At 56.9% G+C, this 22,251-nt stretch carries 24 protein-coding genes and 1 tRNA gene; 10 read left to right on the top strand and 15 right to left on the bottom strand.

What is annotated here, in order from left to right; genetic code table 11:
- Positions 1 to 302: 302 nt before the first annotated feature.
- The 3 genes from ACR0KG_RS17320 to ACR0KG_RS17310 form a co-directional block, all read right to left on the bottom strand.
- Positions 303 to 379, bottom strand: a tRNA-Arg gene (locus tag ACR0KG_RS17320).
- A 21-nt stretch (positions 380 to 400) separates the two neighbouring features.
- Positions 401 to 877, bottom strand: a complete 477-nt coding sequence (locus ACR0KG_RS17315) for a GNAT family N-acetyltransferase (RefSeq protein ID WP_480548684.1) — start codon at positions 875 to 877, stop codon at positions 401 to 403.
- The gene (locus ACR0KG_RS17310; RefSeq protein ID WP_353011777.1) at positions 878 to 1,189 is read right to left on the bottom strand and encodes an ETC complex I subunit; all 312 of its coding nucleotides are present in this window, start codon (positions 1,187 to 1,189) and stop codon (positions 878 to 880) included.
- Between the two features lie 142 nt (positions 1,190 to 1,331).
- Here ACR0KG_RS17310 and ACR0KG_RS17305 point away from each other — a divergent pair, with 142 nt between their 5' ends.
- Complete coding sequence (locus ACR0KG_RS17305; protein ID WP_480827958.1) at positions 1,332 to 2,288, top strand: thermonuclease family protein; 957 nt, start codon at positions 1,332 to 1,334, stop codon at positions 2,286 to 2,288.
- A gap of 282 nt (positions 2,289 to 2,570) precedes the next feature.
- On the top strand, positions 2,571 to 4,757 hold the full coding sequence (gene uvrB / locus ACR0KG_RS17300; protein ID WP_480827957.1) for an excinuclease ABC subunit UvrB: 2,187 nt from the start codon (positions 2,571 to 2,573) through the stop codon (positions 4,755 to 4,757).
- 1 nt (position 4,758) lies between these two features.
- On the opposite strand, the gene ACR0KG_RS17295 is transcribed toward uvrB, so the two are convergent.
- Positions 4,759 to 5,442, bottom strand: coding sequence for a hypothetical protein (locus ACR0KG_RS17295; protein WP_480827956.1), 684 nt, complete (start codon positions 5,440 to 5,442; stop codon positions 4,759 to 4,761).
- Positions 5,443 to 5,828: 386 nt separating this feature from the next.
- Between ACR0KG_RS17295 and ACR0KG_RS17290 the strand changes: the two genes are divergently transcribed.
- The gene (locus ACR0KG_RS17290; RefSeq protein WP_480827955.1) at positions 5,829 to 6,257 is read left to right on the top strand and encodes a hypothetical protein; all 429 of its coding nucleotides are present in this window, start codon (positions 5,829 to 5,831) and stop codon (positions 6,255 to 6,257) included.
- Positions 6,258 to 6,284: 27 nt separating this feature from the next.
- Here the strand turns inward: ACR0KG_RS17290 and ACR0KG_RS17285 are convergent, their stop codons facing one another.
- The 6 genes from ACR0KG_RS17285 to ACR0KG_RS17260 all read right to left on the bottom strand — a co-directional run bounded on the left by ACR0KG_RS17285 (position 6,285) and on the right by ACR0KG_RS17260 (position 13,125).
- Positions 6,285 to 6,707: an excalibur calcium-binding domain-containing protein gene (locus ACR0KG_RS17285; RefSeq protein ID WP_480827954.1), complete on the bottom strand. Its 423-nt coding sequence runs from the start codon at positions 6,705 to 6,707 to the stop codon at positions 6,285 to 6,287.
- A 101-nt stretch (positions 6,708 to 6,808) separates the two neighbouring features.
- On the bottom strand, positions 6,809 to 7,135 hold the full coding sequence (locus tag ACR0KG_RS17280; RefSeq protein WP_480548674.1) for an antibiotic biosynthesis monooxygenase family protein: 327 nt from the start codon (positions 7,133 to 7,135) through the stop codon (positions 6,809 to 6,811).
- 122 nt (positions 7,136 to 7,257) lie between these two features.
- On the bottom strand, positions 7,258 to 9,543 hold the full coding sequence (locus ACR0KG_RS17275; protein WP_480827953.1) for a glycosyl hydrolase family 28-related protein: 2,286 nt from the start codon (positions 9,541 to 9,543) through the stop codon (positions 7,258 to 7,260).
- Positions 9,544 to 9,680: 137 nt separating this feature from the next.
- On the bottom strand, positions 9,681 to 10,082 hold the full coding sequence (locus tag ACR0KG_RS17270) for a DUF4864 domain-containing protein (RefSeq protein WP_480548670.1): 402 nt from the start codon (positions 10,080 to 10,082) through the stop codon (positions 9,681 to 9,683).
- A gap of 47 nt (positions 10,083 to 10,129) precedes the next feature.
- A complete protein-coding gene (locus tag ACR0KG_RS17265) occupies positions 10,130 to 11,704 on the bottom strand; it encodes a lysine--tRNA ligase (RefSeq protein WP_480548668.1) in 1,575 nt (524 codons plus the stop codon).
- 266 nt (positions 11,705 to 11,970) lie between these two features.
- Positions 11,971 to 13,125: a zinc ABC transporter substrate-binding protein gene (locus tag ACR0KG_RS17260; protein ID WP_480827952.1), complete on the bottom strand. Its 1,155-nt coding sequence runs from the start codon at positions 13,123 to 13,125 to the stop codon at positions 11,971 to 11,973.
- A 56-nt stretch (positions 13,126 to 13,181) separates the two neighbouring features.
- Here ACR0KG_RS17260 and ACR0KG_RS17255 point away from each other — a divergent pair, with 56 nt between their 5' ends.
- The 4 genes from ACR0KG_RS17255 (at position 13,182) to ACR0KG_RS17240 (ending at position 15,748) form a co-directional block, all read left to right on the top strand.
- Positions 13,182 to 13,694, top strand: a complete 513-nt coding sequence (locus ACR0KG_RS17255) for a transcriptional repressor (RefSeq protein WP_170535987.1) — start codon at positions 13,182 to 13,184, stop codon at positions 13,692 to 13,694.
- A 2-nt stretch (positions 13,695 to 13,696) separates the two neighbouring features.
- Entirely contained in the window at positions 13,697 to 14,437 is a 741-nt protein-coding gene (locus ACR0KG_RS17250) for an ATP-binding cassette domain-containing protein (RefSeq protein ID WP_480827951.1), read from the top strand.
- Positions 14,437 to 15,231: an iron chelate uptake ABC transporter family permease subunit gene (locus ACR0KG_RS17245; protein WP_480827950.1), complete on the top strand. Its 795-nt coding sequence runs from the start codon at positions 14,437 to 14,439 to the stop codon at positions 15,229 to 15,231. Before ACR0KG_RS17250 ends, ACR0KG_RS17245 begins: the two co-directional genes overlap by 1 nt.
- Positions 15,232 to 15,325: 94 nt before the next feature.
- Complete coding sequence (locus ACR0KG_RS17240) at positions 15,326 to 15,748, top strand: tellurite resistance TerB family protein (RefSeq protein WP_480544290.1); 423 nt, start codon at positions 15,326 to 15,328, stop codon at positions 15,746 to 15,748.
- A gap of 13 nt (positions 15,749 to 15,761) precedes the next feature.
- On the opposite strand, the gene dacB is transcribed toward ACR0KG_RS17240, so the two are convergent.
- The 4 genes from dacB to ACR0KG_RS17220 all read right to left on the bottom strand — a co-directional run bounded on the left by dacB (position 15,762) and on the right by ACR0KG_RS17220 (position 18,430).
- Positions 15,762 to 17,240 carry a D-alanyl-D-alanine carboxypeptidase/D-alanyl-D-alanine endopeptidase gene (dacB, locus tag ACR0KG_RS17235; RefSeq protein ID WP_480827949.1) on the bottom strand — a complete coding sequence of 493 codons (1,479 nt, stop codon included), beginning with the start codon at positions 17,238 to 17,240 and terminating at the stop codon, positions 15,762 to 15,764.
- Between the two features lie 66 nt (positions 17,241 to 17,306).
- Complete coding sequence (locus ACR0KG_RS17230; protein ID WP_480828050.1) at positions 17,307 to 17,927, bottom strand: nicotinate-nucleotide adenylyltransferase; 621 nt, start codon at positions 17,925 to 17,927, stop codon at positions 17,307 to 17,309.
- Positions 17,928 to 17,959: 32 nt separating this feature from the next.
- Positions 17,960 to 18,268, bottom strand: coding sequence for an MOSC domain-containing protein (locus tag ACR0KG_RS17225; protein ID WP_480827948.1), 309 nt, complete (start codon positions 18,266 to 18,268; stop codon positions 17,960 to 17,962).
- Between the two features lie 15 nt (positions 18,269 to 18,283).
- Positions 18,284 to 18,430: a hypothetical protein gene (locus tag ACR0KG_RS17220; RefSeq protein ID WP_480827947.1), complete on the bottom strand. Its 147-nt coding sequence runs from the start codon at positions 18,428 to 18,430 to the stop codon at positions 18,284 to 18,286.
- Between the two features lie 138 nt (positions 18,431 to 18,568).
- Between ACR0KG_RS17220 and ettA the strand changes: the two genes are divergently transcribed.
- On the top strand, positions 18,569 to 20,236 hold the full coding sequence (gene ettA / locus ACR0KG_RS17215; protein ID WP_480827946.1) for an energy-dependent translational throttle protein EttA: 1,668 nt from the start codon (positions 18,569 to 18,571) through the stop codon (positions 20,234 to 20,236).
- Here ettA and ACR0KG_RS17210 read toward each other — a convergent pair whose 3' ends face one another.
- Complete coding sequence (locus ACR0KG_RS17210) at positions 20,237 to 20,794, bottom strand: hypothetical protein (protein ID WP_480548654.1); 558 nt, start codon at positions 20,792 to 20,794, stop codon at positions 20,237 to 20,239.
- A 524-nt stretch (positions 20,795 to 21,318) separates the two neighbouring features.
- On the opposite strand from ACR0KG_RS17210, the gene ACR0KG_RS17205 reads away from it, so the two are divergent.
- Positions 21,319 to 21,525 (top strand): cold-shock protein, encoded by a 207-nt coding sequence (locus tag ACR0KG_RS17205; protein WP_170350547.1) that lies wholly within the window; start codon positions 21,319 to 21,321, stop codon positions 21,523 to 21,525.
- Positions 21,526 to 21,691: 166 nt separating this feature from the next.
- Positions 21,692 to 22,246, top strand: a complete 555-nt coding sequence (locus ACR0KG_RS17200) for a L,D-transpeptidase (protein ID WP_480544296.1) — start codon at positions 21,692 to 21,694, stop codon at positions 22,244 to 22,246.
- Positions 22,247 to 22,251 lie beyond the last annotated feature (5 nt).

Raw genomic sequence — 22,251 nt, 5'->3', positions numbered from 1 at the left:
CCCAGAGACCACACAAAAATCGTCTGTTCTACGGGAATCCCCCAATTTCGCGGATCATCGGCTTTCGCTAGATTGTGAATCAGCGGTTAACATTACCACTGAATAACCCCCTTGCGAGGGGCTGGCCCAAACCCCCTCACCCAGCCCCTCGAACCCTCACCTGATTTTTCGCTCTTTTTGGCCTTTCGAGATGTGCCGCCGCTTAGCCCCGCACCTTTGTGCGACCGTAGGAATGAAAAAGCGTTTTGAGGCCGTGCCCCTGTCCCGTAAGAAAAACGGGCGATTTCATAGCGTTTTGGAAATGGCGATCCCTGAAGGACTCGAACCCTCAACCTGCTGATTAGAAGTCAGCTGCTCTATCCAGTTGAGCTAAGGGACCGCTGCGCCCTTCTTGCGGTTTTTATAAGCGGGGTTCAAGGGCCAAGCGCATGAACGCGCTGTTGGGATCTTCTTCATAGCCAAAGATCGGGCCGCAATAAGAATATCCCAGCGCCTCGTAGAGTTTGCGTGCCGCGTCGTATTCGGAAAGATGGGCCGCGCCGGTTTCCAGTACAAGCGCGGCAATTCCCTCAGCTTTGGCCAAGTCAGCCAAATAGTTCATGATCTCACGTGCAAGGCCGCGACCGCGTGCTGACGACACGACATGGACCGATTTCACCTCGGCCGTGCCATCGGGAAGGGTTTTGAGCGCTCCGCACCCAAGCGCCACATCATCTTCGAAAACACCCCAAAACCGAATCTCGGGCGCGCGCAGAGCCTCGACATCCAGAGTATGATTTGAGGTCTGCGGCGTTGCCTCCCAACTATGGGCAAGATGGGCCTCAATAATCGGGCGCAGAGCCTCTGATCCGGGATCAGCGGCGCGAATCTCGATCATTTAGTGGGTCCAGGGCGCGCGGCGGTCGGTGGCAAAATTCTCGCCATAACCGCGTTGCCGCAGGTTGGGTTTGCGCTTGTGCGGCTCGCTTACCTGTGCATCGATGCCATTGTCTTTGGCATAATCCAACGCTTCTTCCTTGGTGTCGAACTTCAGACGCACCTGGGTCTGGGTATCGTTGGATGAGGTCCAACCCATCAGCGGATCAACCTCGCGCGCTGAGGCAGGGGCATATTCCAGCACCCATTTGCGGGTCTTGGCCATTCCCGAGGTCATCGCATTTCTGGCGGGCTGGTAGATCCGTGCGCGCATATCGCCTCTCCGTACTCACTTGGCTGGCGTGTTTATGCGCCAGTGCGGCGTCAGGGGCAAGACTGCACGCGCAGCAGTTAACAAACTGTCGCGCAAACATGGTATCCTAAGTGTGTTTGTTTCAATTGATTGGAGAAGCCCGATGTCAGGGACATCTTTTACCGCCCGTGTAGACCGAGTTGTTGATGGGGATACCGTTCGTGTCTTTCTTGAGGACGATGCCGAGAAAAGCGAGAGCCTGCGCATTCTAGCGCTTGATACCGAAGAAGTATTTGCTGGCAGTAAGCCGGTTACCCCACTTGGTCACGCCGCCTCCGACCGTGCCAAGGAACTGATTGCGCCCGGGGATACGGTCAAACTGATCCTGCCCGGAAACGAGCCACGTGCCGAAGCCTTGCAGAAGTACCGAGGCAATTTTGGTCGGGTTCTGTGCTATCTCGAACTGGAAGACGGCACCGATTTTCAGCAGGTGATGATTCAGGAAGGTCTTTCACCCTATTTCCAGAAATACGGCTATGCCGAATTTGCCCATTTGCATGACCGGTATCGCGAGGCCGAACGCATGGCGCAATCCGGAACGTTGGGCATTTGGGACCAGGTGGCCAACAATGGCTCGGTCATGCGCAACTACGCCGCCCTGACAACCTGGTGGGACTTGCGGGCACGCATCATCGAAGGCTACCGCGAAATCAAGCGCCGGAACCCCGAGATCAACATGTTCAACACCCGTCTGGACTATGATCGCCTGGTCGAGATCGCCAGATCGGGCCAGGAGACCACAGTGTTCATAGAACTGCGTGACTTCACGCCCACCTCGGGCGATCATATCCTGTTTCACACCGGCAGCCTGACCCAGCCGTATCAGTTGTTCATTCCAAACGGGAACGTGGGCGGTGGCGAAGATGTAATGAACCTGATCCTGAACCGCTACCGCGCGGATGGAGAAGAGCAACCGCGCCGCTCCTATGCGTATGTCACAGGCCCCACCAAGATGTTCCCCGACAATGACACCGGGCGGCCCGAGATTATCGTGACCGATCCCGCGCAGATTACGGATTGGCCTGATCAGGCTTTGGAACGCGCAGGCGTATCTGGGTAGATCCGCGTCAGCATGTTGGCCCGCCCATTTCGATAGGGCCGACACTTTTCGACCGCCGGAAACTTCGGATTCATCTGATGACAAAATCTGTCATCAGATGAGTCTATACGATCACGCGAACCCAGTTTTCAGGATCAATCCAGTCTGTCCCTGAATACGATATGGGCATCGCTACACCGCAGCAGCCTGATTTCAGCCACATAAGTCCACATCATACTCGGATCAGCCCTTGCAGATGGACAAAATAAGAACAAATGTAGGGACCTGACCCGGAGCCTGCCCATGCCATACGCCCATTCCGACAAGACCCAACTGACCGCCGAAGACGTGCGCGCCCGCCTGAAACTGGAAGGCGGCAAACAGTTTGTGATGCACACTGAATTCGCGCCTGCAGGTGATCAACCAACAGCCATCAAAGAACTGGCAGGCGGGGTTCAGGACGGAGAGCGAGATCAGGTTCTGCTGGGTGCCACCGGCACGGGCAAGACCTTCACCATGGCCAAGGTGATCGAGGAAACGCAACGCCCTGCGATCATCCTCGCACCCAACAAGACGCTGGCGGCGCAGCTATATGGCGAGTTCAAGGGCTTCTTCCCCGAGAACTCGGTCGAATATTTCGTATCCTACTACGATTACTACCAGCCCGAGGCCTATGTGCCGCGCTCGGACACCTATATCGAGAAAGAATCGCAGATCAACGAACAGATCGACCGGATGCGCCACTCGGCCACGCGAGCGCTGTTGGAGCGGGACGACGTGATCATCGTCGCCTCGGTCTCGTGCATCTACGGTATCGGCTCGGTCGAGACCTATGGCGCGATGACGCAGGACCTGAAGGTGGGCAATGAGTACGACCAGCGGCAAGTGATGGCCGATCTGGTGGCCCAGCAATACCGCCGCAACGATCAGGCGTTTCAACGCGGTTCGTTCCGGGTGCGCGGAGATTCCTTGGAAATCTGGCCTGCCCACCTTGAGGATCGCGCGTGGAAGTTCTCGTTCTTCGGTGAGGAGTTGGAGACCATCACTGAGTTTGATCCGCTGACCGGCGAACGCGCCGCCACGATGGAACAGGTGCGGGTCTATGCCAACTCGCACTACGTGACGCCGAAGCCGACCATGAACCAAGCAATCATCGGGATCAAAAAGGAGCTGCGCATCCGGCTGGATCAGCTGGTGGGCGAAGGCAAACTGCTGGAAGCACAGCGACTGGAACAGCGCACAAATTTCGATCTGGAAATGCTTGAGGCGACCGGCGTCTGCAACGGGATCGAGAACTATTCACGCTACCTGACCGGCCGCGCGCCGGGTGAACCGCCCCCAACCCTTTTCGAATTCATCCCTGACAACGCCATTGTGTTCGCCGACGAATCCCATGTCAGCGTACCGCAAATCGGCGGCATGTACCGGGGCGACTATCGCCGCAAGTTCACGCTGGCCGAACACGGGTTCCGCCTGCCGTCCTGCATGGACAACCGCCCGCTTAAGTTCGAGGAATGGGACGCCATGCGCCCGCAATCCGTCTTTGTCTCGGCCACCCCTGCGAAATGGGAGATCGAACAGACCGGCGGCGTCTTCACCGAACAGGTCATCCGTCCCACCGGCCTTTTGGACCCCGAGGTCGAAATCCGCCCCGTCTCGATGCAGGTGGACGACCTGCTGGACGAGGTGCGCAAGGTCGCCGCCAACGGCTTCCGCGCGCTGGTCACCACGCTGACCAAACGCATGGCCGAGGACCTGACCGAATACCTGCACGAACAGGGTATCAAGGTGCGCTACATGCACTCGGATATCGATACGCTGGAACGCATCGAAATCCTGCGCGACCTGCGGCTGGGCGCCTTCGACGTGCTAGTTGGCATCAACTTGCTGCGCGAGGGGCTCGACATTCCCGAATGCGGACTGGTCGCCATTCTGGACGCGGACAAAGAAGGGTTCCTGCGCTCGGAAACCTCGCTGATCCAAACCATCGGCCGCGCCGCGCGGAACGCTGATGGCCGGGTGATTATGTATGCCGACAAGATTACCGGCTCGATGGAACGCGCATTAGGCGAAACCAACCGCCGCCGCGCCAAACAGCTCGCCTATAACGAAGAACACGGAATTACGCCCGAGACGGTGAAAAAGAATGTCGAGGACGTTCTGGCCGGGCTGTATGAGGGCGACGTCGACATGAACCGCGTCACCGCCACCATCGACAAACCGATGCACGGCGCGAATTTGGAAGCGCACTTAGACGGGTTGCGCGAGCAGATGCGCAAAGCCGCCGAGAACCTGGAATTCGAAGAGGCCGCCAATATCCGGGATGAGATCAAACGTCTGGAAGCGGTCGATCTGGCCGTCGCCGACGACCCGATGGCGCGCCAATGGGCGGTCGAGAAAGCCTCCGAAGACGCGGTGAAATCACGCGGACGGTCTACGGCTGGGAGGCCGGGACAGCGGGGTGGGAATGTGAAGAGAAAGAAAAGGTAGCTTAAGAGAGGCTCGGAGGAATTTCTGCTTTCAAGTCGCGCAACTTTCCAACAATAATCTCTCTTTCCTGCTTCTGGAGGTCGTCCTCGGTCGCATCGTGTGCGAGCAAATGCAGAGCTTCGATCAACACGTCCTTGGCACGTTTTTCCTTTGATTGAGCTATTAACAGATCGGCCTTTCTAACCTTCAATATAATAGCAGATGAGTCGCGTTCCCTGCGCAGCGTTTCGATGGCTAGTTCCATTGACGAAACATCGTCTAACTCATTCATCAATTTATCGAGACGCTTAATACCCTTATTGTAGCCTCCCAATTTTCCAGTATCGGTAGTCGCGTCCTCAAATGTTTGCCTTGCTTGGAAAAGTGCCTCGTTTATCTCTCTTTCGGCAGCCTCAGCAGCTATTTGTGCAATTTCTCGCGCAGCCTCACGTGGTACCGGAGTGAGCGTCGGTATTCCTTTGTCCGAAAACTCCTGCAGTCTTTTGCAACAATCTATCGCGATTTTCGCTCTGCTAAGGAGTGTTTCGACATTCTTCGTCTTTGAGATTATTTTTCCACTCTCTGCAACAATCCGACAATCATTCACGATGCCGGGCAAATAGGTATCATGGCATTCAACGCATAACCCATTGTTGTCCACGCTAAGAAACCAACCTTTTTTGTTGCAATACAAGCATTTGGCCATCAACAGCCTCACAATTCTCAATTTGCTTTATCATACTACCTAGAGGCGAAATTTACCCGCAACGCAAGGCTGAACTCGAATATTAGATGAAGCAAAGTCTCACACTTCAAACTTGCACCCAACCCAACCTCCTCCACGTTTGAAATCACAAAGTTTGAGTCCAAACGGTTGCTACGACGAACTCCCACACCCTACCCAGCACGCATGAGGTCCAAAGCGCCATTCATCGGGTGTGCGGCACCCGCGTTGTACTGCCGAGGATTTGGGGGGCCTCTAGGAAAGTCCACCTGCGCCTTTAATCAGGCCGTGTCACTTAGGGTCTGCCTCGATCGCTGAAGCGGATGACCATCCTTGTCCGATGCCGATTGGCAGCTAGATTACCGATCATGCGCATTGTCCTACTCTCAATAATCCTCGCTACCCCAGCCTCTGCATGGGAGTCGACAGTCGGGCAAATCTGCACCCTGTCACACAGCACCGACCAAGCAGAGATCTTCCTGACCTATGACCCGGCGCAACCACTCTACACGCTGACCGTCACCCGTAAGACCGAAGGTTGGACGCAAACTCCATGGTTCGCCATGCGCTTTGACGGCCCCAGGCCCATCGAAATCGCCACGCCGCGCCACGTGTTGTCGGACAATACGGCCTCGCTGACTGTCACCGATACCGGGTTTGGCAATGTTCTGGACGGGCTGGAATACAATCAAACCGCCTATGCCTTTACGCAAGACAGTCTTACCGCGTTTCCTTTGGACGGCGCAGCGCCCGAGGTTCGCATCTTTCGCGATTGCGCGGGCGCGCAGCTATCATAGCGGCGGCCGATCACTCCGCCCAACAGATCACGGCCGCACGAATTTCGCGTTTCCGACCGAGCGTACGGGCGCATCATTGCTGCGTTGCGCGGGGGTGCTTTGAACCTGCACCGAACCCGATCTTTCACAGGACACGCCGTTACCGTCCGGGTCATAGCGTTCGTGATAGCCAGCATAGCCTTTGCGGAACGGGCCAAAGCCAATCGCCTCGGGCGCTGAACAGCCGGTTAGGGCGATCAGGTGCAGGATCGCTCCGTTGCGGTCATACTCAGACGTCCGGATATAGATATTCACCGCCAGCAGAAGCGTGGTCACAGGCAACGCAAGCAGCATGAGCGAAATCCGAAACGGCGACAGCGCCTTACGGCGTGTCGCTTCGGCCCGCAATTGCCGCTTGGTCGGCTTCGAGGTCTGACCCGAGGGCTTTTGCACTGTGTTGTCCAAATCCATGACCCGAATCTAAACCACATTTGTGGCGAAGCCGAGGCGATCCGCATTGAGCATATCAAAGCTGTGGCACATTGGTCGTCAGGCTCTAGGAAGATTGCTCGCTAAGGGCGATCAAATGTGTCGGCCACATCATACATGACCGGCTCAAAGCTCTTGCACATCTCGTTGATCTTACGGTTCCGGTCGCGCATCTCAGGCGTGCGCAGCATGGCAAGAAAATCCTCGCGCCGTTCCCATTGAGAATAGTTCGCGATCCGGGTCTGGGCATCGTTCACATGCAACCCCGCCGAGATAAATCCGGGTTGCTTCGAAATGAACTCGGCATAAGCATCCGTCAACGCGTCGAGCAGATCGTGACAGGTGCCCGGGGTCATTTCAAATGTAGTGATGACAGTCTGTACGCTGGCATTTTTTGCTATGGTCGGCATCTGCTCCTCCTGTGGCTAAAGCAAGCGTAGCACAGAGAATTGATATGTCGTCCATTTCCTGGCCAATTAACAAGCGCAACCCGAAAGAAAGACGGCCGCCCTTTGTGCGACCGTCCAGATAGCTATTGCTCCATACGGATCAAAACAGATGCAGTGCCCCTCAAGCTTTCCGGCCATCGCAGACGAATGCTGCTGCCATCGCTACCTTGCTCGAGTTCAACATAGGGCTCAAAAAACCTGGCAGAACCAAAGGTGCTGAGGATCGGACCCAACATTGTGACGGCATCACAGCTACGGGCTTTACTTTCAAACGGCAGCTGTTCAGATGTCGCTATAACCCACGCACTGCTGGCTGTATTTTGATCGTGACGCACCCGCAGTGGGTTCGCCGCCTTCTTATCAACCCCGTGGTATGTGTTGTTCTGAAACGTCACATTGATGTGACTATTCTTGTTGAAATCGGCAAAAGTCGTATCCACCCTTTCCGCGCGTTCAATATCGCTGCTGCTAGACCGGAACTTATTCCCCGTCACCGCCAAACCATTCAGGAAGTGGCCGGGACCATGCGGGCGGATCACGATATAACTGAACCAAGGCGGCGCCTCGCTGGAATAGAAGATATTATCCGTGATACTCATGGCGCTGAACGAATAGCCCGAAACGTAGCTGGGCTCCGCATCCCGCTCATTCGTCCATTGGATAAAACAGTTGTCCACATAGTTCTCGGCAATCGTCGAACTGTTGTAAGTCCCGATCATGATCAGACCAGCCGTCCGTACGCCTTGCGAGATGCTATCACCCTGGAAGAAGTGGTTGCCCAGGATCATGTTGTTGTCGCCACCGACAACGGCAAAGTGCTTGAAGCGAACGATACGATTGTGGCGCAGTTTCACATCATTCGCGTTTGTGTTCAGCGCGATCGAGTTTCGGTCGGGGACGATAAAGGACTCTTCCGCCGACAAGAACTGGCAGTTGTCGATCAGCATCCCTTTGCAGCCCGTGCCAATGGATGAGATGCCACGATCCTTGGGACGACTGACAAAGCAATCGGTCAGTGAAAACGTACTGCCCGATGGAGCCAGTCGAATGGCGCTGCATCGGCTGTTACACTGGAATTCAATCTGCTCCATCCCAAATTTTCGCAAGGTGCTGAAGCCACTGAAATCCAGCAGGTATTTGAAAGACTGGAAGGTGTATGTCTGCGTTCCCGAAGCATCATAAAGCGGTGCGTTCAGTGTGATTTCACCTGCGCCCACATCCTTGGATCGCACATAAATCTCACGCCCGACGCCCGCACCCTGCACCAACGAACCAACGGGAATATTCGCCACATTCGCCACATCTGTCAGGCGGGTGGCATCCGAAGGGTCGTATGTGGCAACTGAAGTGAAGCTCTCTGTATCCCAATCCGAACTGCTTTTGACATCAAACTGGCCGTTTCGGATAATACGACGTGTCGAGAAACCCTGTTTGTTTGGCACAGCAGCGGCCATATCAATCGGACTTGTAACCGAGATCTTCCGGCCCGCCAGATCCAACGAGTCGTGGTCGGCATTGTTAAGCAAGGCCTGAAACGCCTTCTTAAAGGCCAACTCCTCATCACCGAATGCAGTGATATAGGCGGGCAGATCGAAATTCTTGGTCAGCAGCAGCATCTTGTCATCAGGCATCGTAACCGTGCCCTCAAAATCCATCTCGGACGCAATGCTGGTGTTCTCACCCAGATGGTATGTGCCTTGTGGGACATAAATCCGACGCCCGCCAGCGGCCTGGTCAGCGGCCTCAAATGCAGCTGAATCATCGGTGATACCATCACCAATTGCACCAAAATCCCGAACATCGACGATGCTGATCATCTCGCGCAGGAAAACGCCGGTTACGTCTGTAATTTCTATATTGTCCACACGCACCAGCGCGCCATTTGCACCCTCAATGTCCAGGCCAAAATGCCCGTACAAGGCTGAAACGCCCCACGGCATGTCGACACCCGGTCGGCGCCCGGTTCCGACGATGGCGGTGATTTCATGCACTTCGCCGTAGCCGGACAGCTGCGTTGCGGGACCCTCTTCGATCACACCGTCAACATGAACCTCTCCGGCACCACCTGCCCAGGCCGCGATCCGCACCTCTGGCAACGGGCCGCTGATCGCTTTGACGCGCGCCTTGATCTGCAAATAGCAGCCAGGCAGCAACGGTGTTTGGCCCATGTAACGCAATTGCTGCGTCGGATTGACCTTCAGAATCTCAAGGCAGCCGCCAAAATCTGCATCCGCCGGAACAAACACGCCTGTGCCGGAACCGGCATAAGTTGGCGTACCCGGGGTTCCATCCCCTGCGGACCAAACGTCCAACCCATTGGCGAACTGAGGCGGCATGAAGACGATGCCGTCGGTGATTGCCTTGTTCATAGAAATCCCTTTCCCAATCGCGTCGCGCATCACAGCGACACGTTCAAACCCGGTGCTCGAGTCCAGCCCGAACGCGAAAGTCTGAGTATCGAAAAGGAATTAACCGCAGTTCATCCCACCGTTACGGTGGTGTTGCGTCAGGCAGAGGGATCAGTGTTGCGTAGCAGCTGTACACCATTGATTTTCCAGGTATTGTTCTGCTGAACCATCTGGTAGTCCAGTGTGTGGGTCTGGCCGTCCCCATCCACAATCATCACCTTTTGCCAGAGCAATCCCGCGATCTCACGCAGTTCCAGAAACCGCACCTCGGCCGGTCGCCAAACCATCGGATATCCACCACGCACCATCGCGCCGAAATTGTCGGGGTTTTGGAACAGCCTTTGAATATTGGGGCTAGCATAGGTGAAGGCGGTGTCAAAATCATCCGCCTTGAAGGCCTGTATCTGAGCCGCAATATTAGCTTCGATCTCGGCTTTCTGGGCCGCCGCGATCGGGGCCAATCCAAAGCTTAGAAACAAAATAAGCAGAATACGACGCATGGGGTACCTCCTGGACGAAGGGTAGCCCCACGCGCTTTCAGGTCAAATCAGACCAATTCTCCGGCTAGCGCGCTGTCGATCAGGGCAATGGTTTCAGGCACGCCATAGAGCGCGATAAAGCCGCCGAAACGCGGACCTTGCGACGCGCCCAGCAGAACCTCGTAGAGCGCTGTGAACCAGCCACGCATAGGGTCGAACCGCTCGCGCCCGATGGAATAGACCACCGATTGCAGCGCCTCGTCTTCCATCGGCCCGTCATAGGCTTCCAACGCCACCTTCAACGCTTCCAGCGCCTCACGCTCCTGATCCGTCGGCGCGCGATGTTTGCGCGTCGGCTTCACGAAATCGTTGAAGTAGCGCACTGCAAAGCCCGCCGCTTGATCCAGATCAGGATGCGTCTCGGGCGTGGCCTCAGGTGCGTAACGGCGAACAAAACCCCACAGTGCCGCTTTATCCTCAGCCCCCGATACCGAGGCCAGGTTCAACAGCATCGCAAAGGGTACCATCAGCGTGGATTCAGGAACATCCCCACCATGGATATGCCACACCGGATTGTTCAGCTGTGCCTTCAGGTCCTGCCCCGGATATGCCCGCAATTGCTGATGATACTCATCATAAGCTTTCGGGATCACATCGAAATGCATCCGCTTCGCGGTCTTGGGCTTCTGATACATGAAATAGGCCAGCGACTCGGTGGGCGCATAGGTCAGCCATTCGTCAATCGACACACCGTTGCCTGATGATTTCGAAATCTTCTGCCCGTTCTCATCCAGAAACAGTTCATACGAGAAATGCTCGGGCGCACGACCACCCAAGGCCCGGCAGATCGCGTCATAGATTTTCTCGTTAGTCGCATGTTCCTTGCCATACATCTCGAAATCTACGCCCAGCGCTGCCCAGCGTGCGCCAAAATCCGGCTTCCACTGCAGCTTGACGTTGCCACCGATGACAGGAACGGTCCATTCCTTGCCCGTCTCATCATCGAAGGTCACGGTATAGGTTTCGGCACAGACCTTTTTCATCGGCACATACATGACCCGCCCGCTTTCGGGGTGCAGCGGTAGAAAGATCGAATAGGTTTGCTGGCGTTCTTCGCGCAGGCTTTTCAGCAAGATCGCCATGATCTCATCATAGCGTTCGACGGCACGTTTCAGAATCTCATCAAACTGCCCGGATTCGTAGAACTCCTTGGCCGAATAGAACTCGTACTCGAACCCAAAGGTATCGAGGAACCGCCGCAGCATCGCGTTGTTATGCGCGCCAAAGCTGTCGTATTCACCAAACGGATCAGGCACCGAGGTCAGCGGGCGCTGCAGATGCTGCTCCAGGATCTCTGGATTCGGCACATTGCTGGGCACTTTGCGCATCCCGTCCAGATCGTCCGAGAAACAGATCAGCTTGGTTGGAATATCCGATAGCGCCTCAAACGCGCGCTTGACCATCGTGGTCCGCGCAACTTCGCCAAAGGTGCCGATATGCGGCAGCCCCGAGGGGCCATAGCCCGTCTCGAACAGCACATATCCCTTCTCTGGAGCACCTTGTTTGTACCGTTTGAGCAACCGGCGCGCCTCCTCAAAAGGCCAGGCCTTGGACGTCATGGCGGTATCGCGCAGTTCAGACATTTTTTGGTGTGCTCCATAAGGGAAAACCGTCCCGATCGCCCCATGCCATCGGACCGACCCCTCCTATTGTGCGAGCGCAGCATGAGTCAATAACGACACGTGCTTTTTCCGGTTCGTCACAACCGCGCCGGGCAATCGGGACGGCCTGCCAAACTGGTGAATTCGGACATGAAAAGGGAAAACTGGAAACCGTGTTCAACAGCGACGCGCCCCCCCAGCAGGATATCCCGACCGAACTTACTGATCCGGTCGGGATCGGCGCTACTTTAGAGGCACTCAGCCAAAGTCTTGGCCATGTTTTGAATGAGCTGTGGATAAAGGTCCTTGCCCGGCTCAAGTTCCGAGCCCAGCGGGTCAATCACACCCGTATTCGCCTCGGTTCCAGCAAGAACCGTTTCGATGATCCCCGGATTGAACTGCGGTTCCGCCAAAACGCAATCGACACCTTCACCGGTGATGCGACCCTGGATTTCAGCGATGCGCGCCGGGCTTGGATCGGCCGCATCCCCCAACGAAATGGCACCCGCCGCCGGAAAATCAAAATCGTTTTCGAAGTACTGATAGGCGTCATGGAAAACGATAAAGCTGCCACCGCGCACTGGTTCGAGCGTCTGGGCAACCTCAGCAGACAGCGCGGCCATCTCTTCACGCGCCGCAGCAGCATTTGCAAAATAGGTGCCGGCATTGTCCGGGTCAGCAGCCGACAGTTGTGCCGCGATCAGGTTTAGCCATGTGCTCGCATTTTCAGGCGATAGCCATGCATGTGGATCATGCGCCCCGTGATCATGCCCATCATGATCGTCGTGGCCTGCGTGGTCATCGTGGTCATGATCGTCATGGTCCGCGTGTTCTTCGCCGTGGTCATGATCATCATGATCTTTCGCATCAGCATGATCGTCATGATCGTGGTCGTGATCTTTGGCATGATCGTGGTCATCATGTTTTGCGTGATCATCCCCGTGGTCATGATCGTCGTGCCCTTCGTCCGCATGGTCGTCGTGGCCCTCATGATCGTGATCGTCATGCCCATGGTCATCATGGTCATCGTGGGAGTGCGCTTCAAACAGCGCGTTTTCACGGAAATCCAGCAGGACTGTGCCGTCCGATTCCAGCAAAGTAGTAACGGTCGCGCCGTCTGCCAGCGTCTTGACCGCGCCTTCCATCCAAGGCGTCAGATCCTCACCCATCCAGAAAACCAGGTCCGCCTCTTGCAAGGCGGCAGCTTCGGACGGGCGCAGGCTGTATTCATGGGGGGATGCGCCTGCTTGAACAATCAGGGCTGGCTCACCAACACCATCCATCACACGTGCGACAAGTGAATGAACCGGAGCGATATCGACGGCCACATTGGGGACCTCGGCCAAGGCCGTCCCCCCCATCAAAACCGCCGTGATCGAAACAGGAAGAAGCTTTCTGGACATCAGACACCCTATGTGATTTTATAACGTCAGCAGCGACATACATGATATATAATAACATGACAAGCGAGACACCCTCGACCCCGGCCGACAACGCCGACCTGATTGGCTTTGCCAAGCATGATCACGCCTCCTGCGTTGAAACCGGGCTGGCCACCGCGCAGGCACGGTGTGAGGCAGAAGGGCTAAGACTAACGCCTGTTCGCCGCAAGGTGTTAGAGATGCTGCTACAGGAACATCGCGCACTTGGTGCATATGCCATTCTGGATCGCCTGCGCGACGAAGGGTTCGGATCACAGCCGCCGGTTGCGTACCGCGCCCTGGATTTTCTGGTGGAGAATGGTTTCGCCCATAAGATCGAACGCCTCAACGCCTTCGTCGCCTGCGCCCATCCCGGCGGCTCCCATTCGCCCGCTTTCATGATCTGCCGCAAATGCGATGCTGTGGCCGAGGCCTATTCAGCCCCTGCCAAGGGTGCGCTTGGGGCCGCTGCACGCGCCGTCGGGTTCGAGATCGAACGCACGGTCGTCGAGGCCGAAGGCATCTGCCCCGATTGCATCGAGAAACGCTGATCATGGCCCTCGTCTCCGTCAAGGACCTTGGCGTCCGATATGGCGCGAACACCGTGCTGAGCCATGTAAATATGGTAATCAATCCGGGCGAGATCGTTACCATTGTTGGCCCGAACGGCTCGGGTAAAACCAGCTTGTTGCGTGCAATCATCGGCGCCACACAACCCGCAGCCGGGCGCGTCGAGCGCAAGCAAGGGCTACAAATCGGGTATGTTCCGCAAAAACTGCACATCGACCCAACACTGCCCATTTCGGTTGATCGCTTCATGCGCCTGACAGACCGGGTATCGAAACAGGATTGCGCCGAAGCGTTGAAAACAGCGGGCGTACCGGACCTGCTGAAACGCCAGATGTCGCAGCTATCCGGTGGTCAGTTCCAACGGGTCCTTCTCGCCCGCGCCCTGATCAACCGTCCCGAGCTCTTGCTGTTGGACGAAGCGACCCAAGGTTTGGATCAGCCCGGCTCTGCCGCGTTTTATCGCCAGATTGAGGATGTCCGGCGCGATACTGGCTGCGCAATCCTGATGATCAGTCACGAACTACACGTGGTGATGAGCGCCTCGGACCGCGTGATCTGCCTTAATGGGCATATCTGTTGCGAAGGTTCACCTGCAGTGGTCGCCTCGGCCCCTGAATACCGCGCCCTGTTTGGCACAGGCACTGGCGGCGCACTGGCCCTTTACCGCCATGATCACGATCATCACCACCACGACCACGCAAACCCGCAGGAAGCCGCTGAATAATGCTTGATGATTTCATGACTCGGGCAACGCTCGCCGGGATTGGCGTGGCTATGGCAGCAGCGCCCTTGGGGTGTTTCGTCGTTTGGCGTCGGATGGCCTATTTCGGCGATGCAACCGCGCATGCTGCCATCTTGGGCGTCGCCTTGTCTCTGACTTTCCAGATTTCCGTGTTTACCGGAGCGCTTGCGGTAGCTTTGATCATGGCACTTACGGTGACTTTGTTGGCGGGCAGAGGTTATGCAATGGATACACTATTGGGCGTGCTGGCCCATTCGGCGCTAGCCTTTGGTCTTGTTGCCGTCTCGTTTCTGTCGGGTGTTCGCATTGACCTGATGGCCTATCTGTTTGGTGATATTCTCGCCGTCTCGAAATCCGACCTGATCGTCATTTGGGGTGGGGCCGCATTGGTTGTGGCCTTGATCACTTGGCGCTGGTCTCCGCTGCTAACAGCGACCCTGAACGAAGAATTGGCCTACGCGAGTGGCTATAACCCCAAACGCGAGCAGCTAATCCTGACTCTGGCTCTTGCCGTTACGGTTGCCGTCGCAATCAAGGTTGTGGGTGTTCTGCTGATCGCAGCCATGCTGATTATTCCAGCCGCCGCCGCGCGCAGCCTAGCCCGCTCGCCAGAATCGATGGCATTAATTGCCGCCGGGATTGGCGCTCTGTCGTCGGTAGCAGGCCTCCGGGCCGCCTATGTATTCGACACGCCTGCCGGCCCTTCTATTGTTTGCGTGGCCGCACTAGTATTCGCCTGTTTCAGCCTGCTGGGCTGGCAGGGTCGGCGCACCTGAACCAACGGCAAAGAATGCGACCAAACAAGCTGTTGAACCCGCACGCGCGCGCACATATCGTACAGCCTTGAAAATCTTCACGCAGGACGCATTCATGCCCGATCAAACCCCTCATCCCATGTCTCCGCAGGATTGCCTTGTGGCGATCATGGTTGCGATCTCCGCTTCGGACGAAAACATCCGAACAGCTGAGCTGGTCAAGATTCAGGGCGCCGTGAATATGCTGCCGGTTTTTGCGGGCTATGATGCCGATCGCATGCGCCATATTTCTCAAACCGTGTTCGATCTGTTCGAACAGGAAGATGGTCTGGACGCTCTGTTTGGTCTGATCCGCGACAACCTGCCCGAACGCCTGAACGAAACCGCTTACGCTCTGGCCTGCGACGTGGCCGCAGCAGACGGGTCATTGGCCGAGACAGAGCTGCGGCTGTTGGAAGAAATCCGGTACGAACTGAGTATTGACCGCCTGCACGCCGCCGCAATCGAACGCGGTGCACGCGCCCGTCACGTCGTCTGAGCCTAGTTTAGGCTCAACTGCCGTAGAGCGCGCCCCATCGTTCGATCAACGCGCGTTGCAGCTTGCGCGACCGCCGATTCCAAGCGCGCGCACCTTCGGGGCGCTCTCGCTGCGCACGTGTGATCGTGGCGCGGTGGGCCTCATCCGCGGTGAAAATCGCAAAAGCCAGCTCTGACCCGTCCGCCGTTGTCAGAAAACCACCCAAGCCCGATACGAAGTTCAAAGTGCCGGTTTTGGCGTCAACCTTGATCGGGTGATCCTTGACCGGTCGGCCTTGGCCGTCGGTCAAGGCAAAGGGTTTCAGCAAAGGTCTCAACGCCCCCGTTTTACGCGCCTGCACCAGGGCCGAGACCAGATCCCCCGGCGCCATGCGCGACGCATCACCCAAGCCGGAATGATCCACCATTGCAATTTGATTGACTCCATAGGTCTCCGACGCCCACCGGTTCATCTCGGCCGCTGACTCAGCGAGCGAGTGCGGCATCACCTCCCGCGACCGGGTCGCAGCCATCCCCACAGTTTCAGCCGTCAGGTTCGTCGAATACTTCAGCATCCCGCGCAAGATACTGTCCAAACGATCACTTTGATGCACGACCAGAACAGTGCCTTTGGGCGTTTCTCGGGTGACCTCAACCCGCCCCAGGACAATCCCATTGGCCCGTGCCAGCGTTTTGAACACATCCCCGGCATAAAGCGCAGGCTTGCGCACCGGCAACCAACGCGACCCTTCATTCCCCAACGCTGCTTTGGCAACGGTCCAGCGGTCCTGACGTGCACTGGCCTGATAAGTGTAAATCGGCAGGCTGCGCCCCTCGACCCGCATCGCAGCCATATCCACATCTGGGCGATACTTGGCGGTGCGGGCATCCATGGTGACAGCGTAATCAGTGCCCTCCCGCTTCCATTCAAAATGCACCCGGTTGAAATTCAACGAAATCCCGCTGATCGCCGGGCTATAGCCCAGATGGTCCGGCTGACCCGGATCAATACTGAAAACAAAGGGCAGCGCGCCGTCATAAACTTTGAACGCCCCACGCACCTCGGTGATCCCGGCACTCCGCAAGTTGGCCGCCATAGAGGCCAGACCGTCGGTATCCAACAATGGGTCGCATCCGCCCGCTAGGATCAGATTACCCTGCAAAACCCCGTTTACAACTGGTCCATCCGCCAGCAATCTGGTCTCAAACCGATGATCAGGTCCCAACACGTCCAGTGCATATAGCGCGGTTAAAGCTTTGCCGACACTGGCAGGAGGCAACCCAAGCTCTCCCCTATAGCTTTCAAGCTGCGCGCCTGTATCCACATCGGCCACGGCGAATACAACCTCTCCGCGCAGCCCGGCGGCCTGAACCAGGCGATCCGTGCCGGTCAGCTGTTTGCCACGCAACTGAGGGCGAAGCGACGTCAAAGGCGCCTCGGCCAGACCCATCGCCGGGATCAAAGCCGCCCCAACACCCCCTAAAAACAAACGACGCGAAATACGATCGACCATGGGTCAATTAAAATCCCAGAGATGAAAATCAGACAACCATTGCATGAGAATATGCAGATAGTGTGGCTATTCCGGCAACACCTGAACGCTCCAGTCCCCGCGCTTGCGGATCTGGGTCGAGCTGACATTGACCATCGGCACATTCACGAAACACCAGGCCGGGGCTTGCGCCCGTCCCAGCAGGTGCCGCGCCTGCCCGTCGATCCGGTATTTGGCATAGAGCCGCGCCGCAGGCGACATCCGGGCCGAGATCCGATCCCCCGGCCGCGCTACAACGCCTACCGGTACGCTGTCCATGATCCGCCGCCAATCCTTCCAGTGATGAAACTGCGCAAGATTGTCAGCCCCCATCAGCCAGACGAATTTGACTTGCGGATAGAGCCGGTGCAACGCCATCAGAGTATCCGCCGTCGCCCGCGTTCCTGTCAGCGCCTCGATATCCGTGATCTCGACATCCGGGTGCTGTATGACCCCCCGCGCGGCCTCAACCCGCTGCGCCAGAGGGGCCGGTCCGTGCTCCTTCAACGGATTGCCCGGAGACACCAGCCACCACACCCGATCCAGCCCGAAGGCCTTCATCGCCTCAAGCGTCACGTGCACATGTCCTTTGTGCGGCGGATCAAAAGACCCGCCGAACAACCCAATCACCTGCCCGGGCCGCGCATATGGAATGTGGTATCGCTCCATCCCACGCTGATGTTCAGAACTGGCGGGCGTTGTCAATCAACCGGTTGCACCGCATCACCCAACTTGACGCGCCCGGGCCGGAGGACTTCCGCACACCAGCCCCCATGCCCGCGCACGGCGGAATAGCCGCCGCTACCCAGCGCCTCCTCCATCCGACTGCATGGCGCACAGATCACAGTGAATCGCAAGATCGCCTCCCCCACCTGCACCTCGCGCCCCTTGAGCGCCGCCAGATTGATCCCCGAAACCACCAGATTACGCCGCAGGATTGCGGGTGTAACCGGCCCCTGCCCTAAATACGACCCAATCGCTGCCAGATGCTCCTGCTGAACCAACGTCACCGCCCTCTTGCCCGCTCAACTGCGATCTCCATCCAAGCCATCAGCGGAAATCATAGCGTCGCCTAAGGTGACGATCTCGACCCGACGGGCTGGACGCACTCCGATCCAATCGACCCGACCTGGTTTTGCCCAACCAGCAATCAATTCCGCAAGTTCTGACATCTCACGCGCCTCTCAAACCGAAGCCACTCTAGCCCGCCCAAGGTCTCAGCAAAAATCACGAAACCACCAGCTTGCCCCGCCCGCCCCGCTTGGATATCAAGCGTTTCAACCCAATTTCCCCGACCCAGAGGACGCGACATGGCCGCCTATCAATATGTCTACCACATGCAGGGTGTCTCCAAGACCTATCCCGGTGGCAAGAAGTGCTTTGAAAACATTCACCTGAGCTTTCTGCCCGGCGTGAAAATCGGTGTCGTCGGCGTTAACGGCGCGGGTAAATCGACACTGATGAAGATCATGGCTGGCCTCGATACCGACTTCACCGGTGAGGCCTGGGCGGCTGAGGGCGCCAAGGTTGGCTATCTGCCGCAGGAACCGCAGCTGGATGAATCGCTGACCGTACGCGAAAACGTCATGCTTGGCGTCTCGGCGAAAAAGGCCAAGGTCGATCGCTTCAACGAGATCGCCATGGAAATCGCCGAGAACTACTCCGACGAGCTGATGGAAGAAATGACCACCCTGCAGGACGCGATCGACGCGGAGAACCTGTGGGACCTCGACAGCCAGATCGATGTCTCGATGGAGGCGCTGCGCTGCCCGCCAGACGATGCCAACATCGCCAACCTCTCGGGTGGTGAGAAACGCCGCGTGGCGCTGTGCAAACTGTTGCTGGAAGCACCTGACATGCTGCTGCTGGACGAACCGACCAACCATCTGGACGCCGAGACCATCGCCTGGCTACAACAGCACCTGATCGAATACAAAGGCACCATCCTGATCGTCACCCACGACCGATATTTCCTGGATGATATTACGGGCTGGATCCTCGAACTCGACCGTGGTCGGGGTATTCCTTACGAGGGCAACTACTCCGCATGGCTGGAACAGAAAGCTAAGCGGCTGGAGCAGGAAGCGCGCGAGGACAAGTCTAAGCAGAAGACCCTTCAGCGCGAGCTGGAATGGATGCGTCAGGGTCAGAAGGCCCGTCAAGCCAAATCCAAGGCCCGGATTAACGCCTATAACGAGCTGGCGGAACAGTCCGAACGCGAAAAATTGACCCGCGCCCAGATCGTCATCCCTAACGGCCAGCGCCTTGGCGGCAAGGTGATCGATGTCGAGGGCCTGTCGAAACACATGGGCGACAAGCAACTGATCGAAGGGCTGGACTTTGCCCTGCCCCCAGGCGGCATCGTCGGCGTCATCGGCCCCAACGGTGCCGGTAAATCGACGCTGTTCAAGATGCTGACCGGTCAGGAACAGCCCGACAGCGGCACCATCACGCTGGGCGACACGGTCGAGCTGTCCTATGTCGACCAGTCCCGCGACGACCTGAAAGACAACGATACCGTATGGGAGGCGATCACCGGCGGCGCCGAGATCATCCAGCTGGGCGACGCACAGGTCAATTCCCGCGCCTATTGCTCGTCCTTCAACTTCAAGGGCGGCGACCAACAGAAGAAGGTCTCGCTGCTGTCAGGCGGTGAGCGAAACCGCGTCCATATGGCCCGCCTGCTGAAAGAAGGCGGCAACGTCCTGCTGCTCGACGAACCGACCAACGATCTGGACGTCGAAACCCTGCGCGCGCTGGAAGACGCCCTGGTCGATTTCGCCGGCTGCGCCGTCGTCATCTCGCACGACCGCTTCTTCCTTGACCGGATTTGTACACACATTCTGGCCTTCGAAGGCGATGCTCATGTGGAGTGGTTCGAGGGCAATTTCGAGGACTACGAAGAGGACAAAAAGCGCCGTCTGGGACCGGACGCGCTGGAGCCCAAGCGGTTGAAGCATAAGAAGTTTGCGCGGTAGCTACTCTCCACCGCAGGTCACAGTGCAGGATGCTATGCCAAGTTTGAAGGTCACAGAGGAACCGGGTTCGCAACTGCCAATCCGGTTCCAAATTTCTTGAGCACCACAAGTAGCATAAGGAATTGCGGCTAAAACTAAGAGACCTAGGTAGGGACTAGGATCGTCAATTACCACAACTGAATATGGTGGGTCGGCATTAACCCTAACCAAATAGGTGGTAAATCCGCCTTCATTGGACTGCAGTTGCTGCGTATTAACTGCAATCGACTGCCCTCCAGCACTCACCGTGACGTCGTCTGGGAATTTAAAGTTCTCGATTACTTCACTGTCCACTTCTACGTTAACGTTGAATTCTCCGAACTCGCCACTAAACAACGACCCGTAAACTCTTGAGGCACCCTCAATCGATTCCGGTTCGCCTGACACAAGAAAAGTGGAGATAATAGTGTCACCAAACACCGGGAAACCGAGGGTTGAAGTTGCGAATTGATCTTCTGCCGAAGCAGTTTGGGCAAACAGTAAAAGTGCAAGCTTGCCAGATAATGCTTTCCACATCATTAGATCCTCCAAAAGACTAAACAATCATGCGATTGTAGCACAAAATGGCATCTGATGCAGCAAACGTAGGATGGGGTTTCACCCCATCTCTCACTCAACGATCTCACCCGAACACTCGCACGATCTGTTCCCGCGCACCAAACCTCTTCCAAATTCCGACCTCTCAAATGATGGGGTAAAACCCCATCCTACGGCTCTCCGAACATGCCATCGGTGACCACGCCGCTCCACTCCGGATCAAGCCGACCCGCATGAACATCACGATGGATTAACGAATGCTGGCGAGCGGACGGTTAATTTTCACTCGGCGGATTTCCGTTCAAAACACCCGTTGGACCCTGAAAGCAAAGTATATTCCGCACACTCCGCCCTTGCCACATGCCCTCGTCAATGCCATATGCAAAGGGCTTACGTTTTTCTATTTCGACCCACTGTCTCCGATTCCGGCGCTCAGTCTATCGATACAGACAACGACGCCGGGCTGCCGCATCCCCGTGGGCAGCACCAAACAGGAGACAACGGATATGCCTGCAGGCACCGTAAAATGGTTCAACACCACCAAGGGCTACGGCTTTATCGCACCTGAAGATGGCGGCAAAGACATCTTCGTCCACATCTCGGCTGTCGAGCGTTCGGGCCTCACCGGTCTGGCCGACAACCAGAAAGTCACGTACGAGCTGCGCTCGGGTCGTGACGGCCGCGAAAGCGCCGACGATATCCAGCTGGCCTAAGCCAAGCGCAGGGTGAGGGGAAATCCTCACCCTTTTTCCGTTCCGCGCTTCGGTATGCAGCCGGAACAGATCATTTTTTCGCGACATCTGCCCTAGAATTGACCAGATTTGCTATCATCCTGACAGCATAGTCATGATTGCATTGGTCAATTGAAGGGGTTCACCCATGTTCACACGCCGCGTGTTTCTTGCCGGTACGGCTGTCAGCCTGATGCCCGACATTGCTAGCGCCAAGAAGGCGGTGGAGTATGATCCGACGCCGCAATATGTGCGGATCAAAAAGCAATTTCAGCCCGGTCAGTTGCTGGTCGTGCCGCGCTCCTTCTACCTCTATTTCGTGACCGAACCGCGCAAGGCGATCCGCTATGGCTGTGGTGTCGGTAAAGCGGGGCTGGAATTCACTGGAACCGCGACCATTGACGTCAAGAAGGAATGGCCCACCTGGCGACCGACGAATGAGATGATCGAGCGCGACCCGGTCGCCTATGCCCGTTTCAAAGACAATGACTATGTGCAACCGGGTGGAGGCGACAACCCGTTGGGTGCCCGCGCGCTCTATTTGTTCCAAAACGGGGTCGATACCTATTTCCGTATTCATGGCACAACGCAGCCGCAGACCATCGGGCGGGCAGCCTCGAACGGGTGCATCCGGATGCTGAACGAACATGTGGTCGATCTATACAATCGTGTTCCAATTGGAACGGTGGTGACAGTGGTCTGATCGCC

It is taken from the genome of Ruegeria sp. H4 (genome assembly GCF_056533065.1).
The sequence above is the reverse complement of the archived record's forward strand: the minus strand, read 5'-3'. Positions and strand labels throughout refer to the sequence as shown.

Coding starts and splice junctions, on each gene's coding strand:
- ACR0KG_RS17220 (WP_480827947.1), bottom strand. CDS start 18,430: ATGTCAGAACTTGCGGAATTGATTGCTGGTTGGGCAAAACCAGGTCGG.
- ACR0KG_RS17245 (WP_480827950.1), top strand. CDS start 14,437: ATGCTTGATGATTTCATGACTCGGGCAACGCTCGCCGGGATTGGCGTG.
- ACR0KG_RS17305 (WP_480827958.1), top strand. CDS start 1,332: ATGTCAGGGACATCTTTTACCGCCCGTGTAGACCGAGTTGTTGATGGG.
- ettA (WP_480827946.1), top strand. CDS start 18,569: ATGGCCGCCTATCAATATGTCTACCACATGCAGGGTGTCTCCAAGACC.
- ACR0KG_RS17205 (WP_170350547.1), top strand. CDS start 21,319: ATGCCTGCAGGCACCGTAAAATGGTTCAACACCACCAAGGGCTACGGC.
- uvrB (WP_480827957.1), top strand. CDS start 2,571: ATGCCATACGCCCATTCCGACAAGACCCAACTGACCGCCGAAGACGTG.
- ACR0KG_RS17270 (WP_480548670.1), bottom strand. CDS start 10,082: ATGCGTCGTATTCTGCTTATTTTGTTTCTAAGCTTTGGATTGGCCCCG.
- ACR0KG_RS17315 (WP_480548684.1), bottom strand. CDS start 877: ATGATCGAGATTCGCGCCGCTGATCCCGGATCAGAGGCTCTGCGCCCG.
- ACR0KG_RS17275 (WP_480827953.1), bottom strand. CDS start 9,543: ATGAACAAGGCAATCACCGACGGCATCGTCTTCATGCCGCCTCAGTTC.
- ACR0KG_RS17210 (WP_480548654.1), bottom strand. CDS start 20,794: ATGATGTGGAAAGCATTATCTGGCAAGCTTGCACTTTTACTGTTTGCC.
- ACR0KG_RS17240 (WP_480544290.1), top strand. CDS start 15,326: ATGCCCGATCAAACCCCTCATCCCATGTCTCCGCAGGATTGCCTTGTG.
- ACR0KG_RS17285 (WP_480827954.1), bottom strand. CDS start 6,707: ATGGATTTGGACAACACAGTGCAAAAGCCCTCGGGTCAGACCTCGAAG.
- ACR0KG_RS17265 (WP_480548668.1), bottom strand. CDS start 11,704: ATGTCTGAACTGCGCGATACCGCCATGACGTCCAAGGCCTGGCCTTTT.
- ACR0KG_RS17200 (WP_480544296.1), top strand. CDS start 21,692: ATGTTCACACGCCGCGTGTTTCTTGCCGGTACGGCTGTCAGCCTGATG.
- ACR0KG_RS17280 (WP_480548674.1), bottom strand. CDS start 7,135: ATGCCGACCATAGCAAAAAATGCCAGCGTACAGACTGTCATCACTACA.
- ACR0KG_RS17230 (WP_480828050.1), bottom strand. CDS start 17,927: ATGGAGCGATACCACATTCCATATGCGCGGCCCGGGCAGGTGATTGGG.
- ACR0KG_RS17260 (WP_480827952.1), bottom strand. CDS start 13,125: ATGTCCAGAAAGCTTCTTCCTGTTTCGATCACGGCGGTTTTGATGGGG.
- ACR0KG_RS17290 (WP_480827955.1), top strand. CDS start 5,829: ATGCGCATTGTCCTACTCTCAATAATCCTCGCTACCCCAGCCTCTGCA.
- ACR0KG_RS17250 (WP_480827951.1), top strand. CDS start 13,697: ATGGCCCTCGTCTCCGTCAAGGACCTTGGCGTCCGATATGGCGCGAAC.
- dacB (WP_480827949.1), bottom strand. CDS start 17,240: ATGGTCGATCGTATTTCGCGTCGTTTGTTTTTAGGGGGTGTTGGGGCG.
- ACR0KG_RS17295 (WP_480827956.1), bottom strand. CDS start 5,442: ATGGCCAAATGCTTGTATTGCAACAAAAAAGGTTGGTTTCTTAGCGTG.
- ACR0KG_RS17310 (WP_353011777.1), bottom strand. CDS start 1,189: ATGCGCGCACGGATCTACCAGCCCGCCAGAAATGCGATGACCTCGGGA.
- ACR0KG_RS17255 (WP_170535987.1), top strand. CDS start 13,182: ATGACAAGCGAGACACCCTCGACCCCGGCCGACAACGCCGACCTGATT.